This window comes from Amycolatopsis sp. NPDC059027 (genome assembly GCF_042739735.1).
GTDB lineage: Bacteria > Actinomycetota > Actinomycetes > Mycobacteriales > Pseudonocardiaceae > Amycolatopsis.
The window spans coordinates 29,772-36,914 of record NZ_JBHYIK010000045.1 but is presented as its reverse complement, the minus strand read 5'-3'; the positions used below and the strand labels follow the sequence as shown (position 1 = coordinate 36,914).

Below are 7,143 nucleotides of genomic sequence, written 5' to 3'. Positions count from 1 at the left end.
CTCCGGGGCGCCTCCGAGGGCTCGGGCCGCCTCAGGCACGCTCAGCCTCCCCGTCACCACTATATCGCCTCCATCAGCTCGGTCCGTCCCCTCGCTCCTGACCGAGCCGGGTGCGGACGGCGACCCCGGCGCAGGCGATCACGGCGACGCCGCCGAGAACGGTGGGCCAGGTGAGCTCCTCACGCAGGAACAACGCCGCCCAGCCGATACTCAGCACGGGTTGCACGAGCTGGACCTGGCTCACCTGCGCCATCGGGCCGATCGCGAGACCGCGGTACCAGGCGAAGAAGCCGAGGAACATGCTCACCACGGCCAGATAGGCGAACGCGGCCCATTCGACCGGTGTCCCGCCGAGCGGGTGCTGGGCCATCGCGACCCCGGTGAGCACGATCATCAGCGGCGCGGCGAGCACGAGCGCCCACGACACGGTCTGCCAGGCACCGAGTTCGCGCGCGAGGAGCCCACCCTCCGCGTAGCCGATAGCGGCCGCGACGACGGCGCCGAACAACAGCAGGTCGGACCAGTGCAGCCCGCTGAGCCCGCCACCCTGCAACGCGGCGAACCCGACGGCGACGGCCGCGCCCGCGATGGCCATGACCCAGAACGACGCCGGGGGTCGTTCGCGCCCGCGGAGCACGGCCGTCATCGCGGTCGCGGCGGGCAGGACGGCGACCACGACGGCGCCGTGGCTGGCGGGCGCGGTGGTCAGCGCGAAGGAGGTCAGCACGGGAAAGCCCACCACCACCCCACCGGCGACGATCGCCAACCGTCCCCATTGGACACTCCGGGGCAGGCGCTGCTTCGTGATCGCCAGCGCCGCGGCCGCCAGCAGGGCCGCCACGACGGCTCGCGCCGAGCCGACGAACAGCGGCGACATCCCGCCGCCCTGGACGGCGACGCGGGTGAACGGGACGGTGAAGGAGAACGCCGCGACGCCGAGCAGCCCCCACCGGAGACCGGCGCGGGACGGGGATAGCACTGGGCGCTGCGCGAGAGTAGCGCTACTCTTCTGTGTCATGTCCGACGATAGCAGCTCGACGAAGATCGCCGCGGCGCTACGGCAGTGGATCGCGACGGCCCCGCCGGGCGCCCAGCTGCCGTCGACGCGTTCCCTGGTCGCGCAGCACGGCGCGAGCCCGGTCACGGTGCAGAAGGCGCTCCGATCGCTTGCCGCGCAAGGGATCGTCGAGAGCAGGCCGGGCGTGGGCACGTTCGTCCGCGCCGTCCGGGTCGCCCGGCCGAACGACTACGGCTGGCAGACCGCGGCCCTCGGCTCGCCGAACCACCGGCTCCCGCAGCTGCCCGCGGCGCTGCAGCCCGTCTCGAACGACGTGATCGCCCTGCACTCGGGCTATCCCGACCGGGAACTGGTGCCGGAGCGGCTCGTCCGCGCGGCCTTCACCAGGGTGACCCGCACCGACGCGCTGGTCACCAGGCCGCCTGCCGCCGGGCTCCCGGAACTGCAGTCCTGGTTCGCCGCGGAACTCGCTTCGGCGACCCCGTCCGACTTCACCCCCGCGGCGGCCGGCGACGTCGTGATCATCCCCGGCAGCCAGAGCGGGTTGCTGACCGCGTTCCGCGCGCTGGTCGGGACCGGGCGGCCGCTGCTCGTGGAGTCCCCGACCTACTGGGGCGCGATCCTCGCCGCCGCCCAGACCGGTGTGGAGGTCGTCCCGGTGCCGAGCGGCCCCGACGGTCCCGATCCGGGCGCGCTGGCACGCGCGTTCGAGCAGACCGGCGCACGCGCGTTCTACGCCCAGCCGAACTTCGCCAGCCCGACCGGTGCACAGTGGACACCGGAGCTGGTCGAGCAGGTCATGGACACCGTCCGGCGGCACGGCGCGTTCCTGATCGAGGACGACTCGGCGCACGACTTCGGGATGACCGCGGAACCCCATCCGGTCGCCGCCAGGGACGACGGCGGGCACGTGGTCTACATCCGCTCGCTGAGCAAAAGCGTCTCCCTCGCGGTCCGGGTCGCCGGGCTGATCGCGCGCGGCCCGGCACGCAACCGGATCCTCGCGGACAGCCAGGCGGAATCCATGTATGTCAGCGGTGTGCTGCAAGCGGTCGCGCTCGACGTCGTCACGCAGCCCGCGTGGCGCACCCACCTGCGCAGGCTCCGCCACCAGCTCAAGACCCGCCGCGATCTGCTCGTCGCGAGCCTCCGCGAGTACGCGCCGGACGCGCGGCTGGAAGCGATACCGCGGGGCGGGCTGAACCTCTGGGCCCGGCTGCCGGACACGGTGGACCTGGGCCGGATCGTCCGGGAGTGCCGGTCGGCCGGGGTCGTCGTCGGCGCGGGAGACGAGTGGTTCCCGGCGGAACCGGCCGGGCAGTTCCTCCGGCTCAGCTACGCCGGCCCGCATCCCGGCGCCTTCCCCGACGTGGCACGGGCACTCGGCCGGGCCCTCGAGCGCGAACGACGCTGACCGGGAAGCCGCGCCGCGGACCGGTCCCGGGCGCGGTACCTAGGCTGCGCCGGATGAACCGACGTCCCGATCGATCGCGACCCACCGGATCACCGAAGGGGTGGCCACCGGCCAGGATCCTCTCGTGGGTTTTCGGCGGGCTGCTCACCCTGGTCACCGGCACGCTCGTGCTGGGCGTGGTGATCCATTCCCTGTTCCGGTTCGACGCGGCATTGTTCCCGCCGTACGCCATCGGCTTCGTCCTGACGGCCGCCTACCTCGCTTGGCTTGTTTCGCGGGCGGTCCGCCGGACGAAACACGGGCCGTCGTGAGGCGTCACCGACGTCCCGCCCGCGTGCCCTGGCGCCGTCCGGCCGGTTGCCGCGCGCCTTCGTTGACCCCGACGTGTCTGTTGCGGGCGGAGGCGAACCGGTGCCGGAAGGCGAATCCCGGTGCCGGGCGGTCACTGTTCCGCCGTTCCCGTATCCGGGAGTCGGCGAGCAGGCGATGCCAGAAGCGGTCGGTGCATTCCCCGCGATACAGCCGGAAGTCGGCGAACGGCACCGGGGTGGTTTCCAGCGACAGGTAGCCCGCCTTGTCCAGCACGCCCCGCCAGTCGGCCAGATCGAGCGCCTGGTGGAAGCGCGAGCCGGATTTGTCCCTGCTGGTCATGATGAGCACGTTCGCGTGGGTCGGCGTGCGTTCCAGTACCAGGACGGGACGGTCCTTGTAGTTACCGGTGTCGTGGGTGAGCAGGACACTCCAGACCTCGCCGGAGGCGGGTGGCCAGTTGAGCACGCCCGGCGGGCCCGGCCGTTCGGGTGGCCCGTGCCGCAGCCACCGCTGCAGCCGCCAGCCGCCGACGGCCAGCTCGGTGAGATCGACCGCCGCCACCGCCCAGAACGTCAGCGCCACCGCCAGCGCCATTCCCGGCGCGGATCGCGGGTCCGGCACCAAGGTGCCGTCGACCGCCACGATCCACCAGCCGATGAGGGCCAGGAGCGCCGCGTTCTGGATTCCGTCGCGTACCAGCGGCAGCGGCCAGTACCCCTGATCCGCGGTCCGCAGGCAGGCGAGGTAGGACGCGGTCACCAGCAGCGCGACGACGCCGATCGGGCCGCCGACGGACAGCACCGGCACCCCGTCCCCCAGCGCCAGCCGCTCGGCCGCGACGACCGCCACGAGCAGGCCCGCGGCACGAAGCACCATGATCCCGTGCCGCTTCTTCAGCCGCGGCGGACCGAGCAGGCGCACCAGGCCGTAGGCGACCACCGGGGACACGAGCAGCAACAGGATGTGCGGCCAGTTGCCTGCCAGCCGGGCGCGCTCGGACTCCAGCAGCAACACCATCGGCAACGGCATCGCCTGGGATCCGATCAGGATGGCGAGCGGCCCGGCCGCGACGACACCGAGGGTGTACCGCTGCCGCGTCCCCAGCCGGGGTGGCGGTTCCCCTTGCAGCAGAAAGGCCAGCAGGAAGAACCCGAGCACGAAAATCTGCAAGACGTGATGCACATCCACTCCTGAACGAATCCGCGGTTTTCCCGCAGTGCTGTCGACGTTCTCCCGTTTCCCGTTACCCGGCCACGACTTCCTTACCCGCCAACGAGTTCGTCCGTGATTCACGAAAGCGGGCCCGGCGGGGAAAACGGCGCCGGAAACCGCGTCCGCTTCCGAAAACGACGGAAACAGCCGCTCGACCCCGTCGCGGGGTGACAATTCGGTGTCCCGCCGGGAACCGGCGCCGTCCGGGATTGACCAACCGGGCGGTGTGGCGATCCGGCCGCGCGGCCACCGTCGACAGAGGACGTCGACAGTGGACTCGGCCGAAACCCGGCGAAGCGGACAGCCATGATCGGCTCGTCGGCGCGCCGAACTTGACTGATTCAAGAAAATGGGCCACGCTTCGGCCGTGCCCACGACTTCGGACTTCGAACACTTGCTGCGCGGAGCCGCGCTGCGCGTGACGCGTCCTCGCGTGGCGGTGCTGACCGCGGTGTACGGCAACCCGCACGCCGACACCGATTCGATCATCGGTGCCGTGCGCGCGGACCTCGGCGAGGTTTCGCACCAAGCCATCTACGACGTGCTCCGCGCGCTGACCACCGCGGGTCTGGTGCGCCGTATCCAGCCCGCGGGCTCGGTAGCACGGTACGAGTCGCGAGTCGGGGACAACCACCACCATGTCGTGTGCCGGTCTTGTGGTGCCATCGAGGACGTCGATTGCGCCGTGGGCTCCGCGCCCTGCCTGACCGCCGACGACGACCACGGCTTCACGATCGACGAGGCCGAGGTCATCTACTGGGGCCTGTGCCCCGCCTGTTCCACCACAGTCAGTTCCTGAGCACCCGCTCCCGATCCTGGAAGGATTCCCGTGTCTGACAGCCCTGACGCCGTTGTTGGCGAGATGAACGAGGAGAGCGCGGGCGGCTGCCCGGTCTCCGCCGGGCGCTTCAAGCACCCGACCGAGGGCGGGAGCAACCGTGAATGGTGGCCGAACCAGCTCAACCTGAAGATCCTCCGCAAGCACCCGGCCGTGGCCAACCCCATGGGCGAGGACTTCGACTACGCCGCCGAGTTCAAGTCCCTCGACCTCGACGCCCTGGCCCGCGACGTCGACGCCGTGATGACGGACTCGCAGGACTGGTGGCCCGCCGACTTCGGCAACTACGGCCCCCTGTTCATCCGGATGGCGTGGCACAGCGCCGGTACCTACCGCATCGACGACGGCCGCGGGGGCGCGGGCGCCGGCATGCAGCGGTTCGCGCCGCTGAACAGCTGGCCCGACAACGCGAGCCTCGACAAGGCCCGCAGGCTGCTCTGGCCGGTCAAGCGGAAGTACGGCCGCAAGATCTCGTGGGCCGACCTGATGATCTTCGCGGGCAACCGCGCACTGGAGACGATGGGCTTCAAGACCTTCGGCTTCGCCGGTGGCCGCGCCGACGTCTGGGAGCCCGACGAGGACGTCTACTGGGGCCCCGAGCGCACCTGGCTGGGCGACGAGCGTTACAGCGGTGACCGGAACCTGGAGAACCCGCTCGCCGCGGTCCAGATGGGACTCATCTACGTCAACCCCGAGGGCCCGAACGGCAACCCGGACCCGCTCGCCGCGGCACGGGACATCCGCGAGACCTTCGGCCGCATGGCGATGAACGACGAGGAGACCGTCGCGCTCATCGCGGGCGGGCACTCGTTCGGCAAGACCCACGGCGCGGCCGACGCCGACAAGTACGTCGGCCCGGAGCCCGAAGGCGCCCCGCTGGAGGAGCAGGGTCTCGGCTGGAAGAACAGCTTCGGCTCCGGCAAGGGCCGCGACGCGATCACCAGCGGCCTTGAGGTCACCTGGACCCCGACGCCGACCCAGTGGAGCAACTGGTTCTTCCACAACCTGTTCGAGTACGAGTGGGAGCTGACCCAGAGCCCGGCGGGCGCCAACCAGTGGACGCCGAAGGACGGCAAGGCCAAGAACACCGTGCCGGACCCGGAGGACGGCAAGCTCAACCGCGCGCCCGCGATGCTCACCACCGACCTGGCGCTGCGGTTCGACCCGGTCTACGAGCAGATCTCCCGGCGCTTCTACGAGAACCCGGACGAGTTCGCGGACGCCTTCGCCCGCGCGTGGTTCAAGCTGACCCACCGCGACATGGGCCCGATCCAGCGCTACCTCGGGCCGCTGGTCCCGCAGGAGGAGCTGATCTGGCAGGACCGCGTGCCGCCGGTGGACCACGAGCTGGTCTCCGACGCCGACGTCGCCGAGCTCAAGGCCAAGGTCCTGGACTCGGGCCTGTCGGTCTCGCGGCTGGTTTCGACGGCATGGGCCTCGGCCTCGACGTTCCGCGGCAGTGACAAGCGCGGCGGCGCGAACGGCGCGCGCATCCGTCTCGAGCCGCAGCGGGGCTGGGCGGTCAACGAGCCCGACGAGCTGGCGCAGGTGCTGCGTACCCTCGAAGGGATCCAGGAGTCCTTCAACAGCGCCCAGACCGGGGGCAAGAAGATCTCGCTGGCCGACCTCATCGTGCTCGCCGGCGCCGCCGCCGTCGAGAAGGCCGCCAAGGACGGCGGCGTCGAGGTCACGGTGCCGTTCACCCCGGGCCGGACGGACGCCTCGCAGGAGCAGACCGACGCGGAGTCCTTCGCCCCGCTCGAGCCCGCCGCCGACGGGTTCCGCAACTACCGTGGCAAGGGCAACCGGCTGCCGTCGGAGTACCTCCTCGTCGACCGCGCGAACCTGCTGAACCTGAGCGCGCCGGAGCTGACCGTCCTGGTGGGCGGGCTGCGCGTGCTGGGTGCGAACCACCAGCAGTCCCCGCTGGGCGTGCTCACCCAGCGGCCGGGGTCGCTGACCAACGACTTCTTCGTGAACCTGCTCGACATGGGCACGAAGTGGTCGGCGACGACCCAGGAGTCCGACCCGGAGACCTTCGAGGGCCGCGACGCCGCGACCGGCGAGGTCAAGTGGACCGGCACCCGTGCCGACCTCGTCTTCGGCTCGAACTCCGAACTGCGCGCGCTCGCCGAGGTCTACGCGAGCGACGACGCGAAGGAGAAGTTCGTGCGGGACTTCGTCGCCGCGTGGGACAAGGTCATGAACCTCGACCGGTTCGACCTCGTCTGATCCCCCGCTGATCCCGCTGTGCGGGGGGGCGGCGCCCCCCCCGCCCCCGCCCCCCGCGCCACCGCGCGCGTTTGTAACTCGGGAGAGTCAAACTCGAGTGTGGGAGAGTGCTCGCCC

At 71.2% G+C, this 7,143-nt stretch carries 6 protein-coding genes; 4 read left to right on the top strand and 2 right to left on the bottom strand.

Annotation, left to right across the window (positions count from 1 at the left end; translation table 11 throughout):
* Positions 1–73 precede the first annotated feature (73 nt).
* Positions 74–979, bottom strand: a complete 906-nt coding sequence (locus ACFWY9_RS28270; RefSeq protein ID WP_378340304.1) for a DMT family transporter — start codon at positions 977–979, stop codon at positions 74–76.
* Positions 980–1,016: 37 nt separating this feature from the next.
* Here ACFWY9_RS28270 and ACFWY9_RS28265 point away from each other — a divergent pair, with 37 nt between their 5' ends.
* The gene (locus ACFWY9_RS28265) at positions 1,017–2,432 is read left to right on the top strand and encodes a PLP-dependent aminotransferase family protein (protein ID WP_378330058.1); all 1,416 of its coding nucleotides are present in this window, start codon (positions 1,017–1,019) and stop codon (positions 2,430–2,432) included.
* Positions 2,433–2,485: 53 nt separating this feature from the next.
* Positions 2,486–2,743 (top strand): hypothetical protein, encoded by a 258-nt coding sequence (locus ACFWY9_RS28260; RefSeq protein ID WP_378330059.1) that lies wholly within the window; start codon positions 2,486–2,488, stop codon positions 2,741–2,743.
* 4 nt (positions 2,744–2,747) lie between these two features.
* On the opposite strand, the gene ACFWY9_RS28255 is transcribed toward ACFWY9_RS28260, so the two are convergent.
* Positions 2,748–3,926, bottom strand: a complete 1,179-nt coding sequence (locus tag ACFWY9_RS28255; RefSeq protein WP_378330060.1) for a hypothetical protein — start codon at positions 3,924–3,926, stop codon at positions 2,748–2,750.
* Between the two features lie 397 nt (positions 3,927–4,323).
* On the opposite strand from ACFWY9_RS28255, the gene ACFWY9_RS28250 reads away from it, so the two are divergent.
* Both ACFWY9_RS28250 and katG read left to right on the top strand, forming a co-directional pair.
* The gene (locus tag ACFWY9_RS28250; RefSeq protein ID WP_378330061.1) at positions 4,324–4,755 is read left to right on the top strand and encodes a Fur family transcriptional regulator; all 432 of its coding nucleotides are present in this window, start codon (positions 4,324–4,326) and stop codon (positions 4,753–4,755) included.
* A gap of 30 nt (positions 4,756–4,785) precedes the next feature.
* On the top strand, positions 4,786–7,026 hold the full coding sequence (gene katG / locus ACFWY9_RS28245; protein ID WP_378330062.1) for a catalase/peroxidase HPI: 2,241 nt from the start codon (positions 4,786–4,788) through the stop codon (positions 7,024–7,026).
* Positions 7,027–7,143 lie beyond the last annotated feature (117 nt).